The following is a 1,615-nucleotide window of genomic DNA, read 5'->3' on the forward strand; positions in this document are numbered from 1 at the left end:
TAGTAAAATCTTACATATTCACATATTTTCCATAATTGTTTAAACAAAAAACTGGGTTAAAAATAAGAACGCACTTGATTTCACCCCATAGAAAATTACTTTCTATACATTTTTGATAATAATTGTATGTTACTCCGTTATTGCTTCAAATCATTAATGAATTATATCTTTGGCCCATAACTGGACTTCCTACATAGTACTGGTTTTGTACTCCGTTTTTTTCCATAACTTCTTAACTTATAAATACAAATAAAAAGAGTCTCCTAAAATATGGAGACTCCCACTTTTTAATATTGATCACTAAAAATTCGTTGGTCCAAAATAGAATGAAAAAACGATTCAATTTCTTTGATGTCTTCAGCTGCAATGCCAAGCTTTTGATCCCAGTGTTCTGGATGGTCAATGTCATCTCTGCAAAGTAATACCATTCTTCCACTTTGAATAGAGACAACCATTGCTTTCCCTAGAAATTTTTCCGAAAAGATAACAGCAAAGTCGTAGCGATGGCTACCTGCAGCGATACAGTAATAATGAATGTTTTGGTTTTCTTTCTCTTCCGATATAATGTAGAAATTCATCCCTACCACTCCTTTTTTTTCACCATAGTTTTTACTTTGAGCATCTTGCACTTAAATCGAATTATTGCATCGATTATTAAATAGCAAGAGAGTATGAACTCCCTTTCTTATTAATTAGCTAAAATATGCCAATTTTCCTTTATTTTTATTGATAAAATTTTATGACAAATTAAAAATTATGTCGTAATGCATCTAATTATTTACAAACAAATGTTAAATTGAACGTTTTATATAGATATTAAACTTATTTTCCATAAAAAAAGATAAACAATATACTGTCTATGTTAAATTAAATAAAATATTTATTTTACCAAATTACCTTTGTGCAGCCTTCTCTGCAAATTCTTCTTCTAAGATTGCTAAACAAACATGATCATACCACTTATCTCTAATTTTTAAGTTTTTTCGATAATATCCTTCCTTCACAAATCCAACTTTCTCAAGGACGCGTAAAGATCCTAAGTTTTCTGGATTAACCTCGGAAGTTACTCGGTGGAACTTCAAATCTTCAAATGCAATTTTCAAAGCAAGTTTCAAAGCTTTCGTCATATATCCTTGGCCATTAAATTTTTCCCCAATATGGTAACCAACCATACAAGTTTGTTTAGGTCCTCGTGTAACAAAAATGAACTGTACTTCTCCTATTAAAGTTATCTCATTGTCTTCTTTAACAAAGATTGCAAAATCATATCTACTATCTTCTGCACTTTTTTCCATAAACTCTTTAATGCTATTCATTTGTCCTTTAACTGTGTAAAAGTCTTCTTTCCTTAACGTAGGAGACCATTTTTCAAAATGTTCTTTATTTTCAACATGTAATTGTAACTTTGCCTCTGCATCCTCAAATGTATATGGGCGTACTATAACTTCTTTCAAATTAACCCCTCCAATAAACTTTTCTATATCTACTATTCGTTAACCATTACCTCTTTTTAAATAGGGAAGAATTGATTATGCGGAAAATTGTTAATTATTAAATTTTACCATAAAAATTTACAAAAATGCTATTTCTTAAACATTTATGGACAAATTAAAAA

The 1,615-nt window shown here is 29.6% G+C and carries 2 protein-coding genes; both read right to left on the reverse strand.

Going from position 1 to position 1,615, the window contains the following annotated elements; all coding sequences use genetic code 11:
• Nucleotides 1-287: 287 nt before the first annotated feature.
• Entirely contained in the window at nt 288-578 is a 291-nt protein-coding gene (locus CN514_RS10695; RefSeq protein WP_098232566.1) for an SAV0927 family protein, read from the reverse strand.
• 315 nt (nt 579-893) lie between these two features.
• Complete coding sequence (locus tag CN514_RS10700) at nt 894-1,454, reverse strand: GNAT family N-acetyltransferase (RefSeq protein ID WP_176525866.1); 561 nt, start codon at nt 1,452-1,454, stop codon at nt 894-896.
• Nucleotides 1,455-1,615 lie beyond the last annotated feature (161 nt).

Source organism: Bacillus sp. AFS001701 (assembly GCF_002559405.1).
Classification (GTDB): domain Bacteria; phylum Bacillota; class Bacilli; order Bacillales; family Bacillaceae_G; genus Gottfriedia.

What these genes read in the sequence shown, in the direction of transcription:
- CN514_RS10695 (WP_098232566.1), bottom strand. Translation starts at nt 578, where the DNA reads ATGAATTTCTACATTATATCGGAAGAGAAAGAAAACCAAAACATTCAT.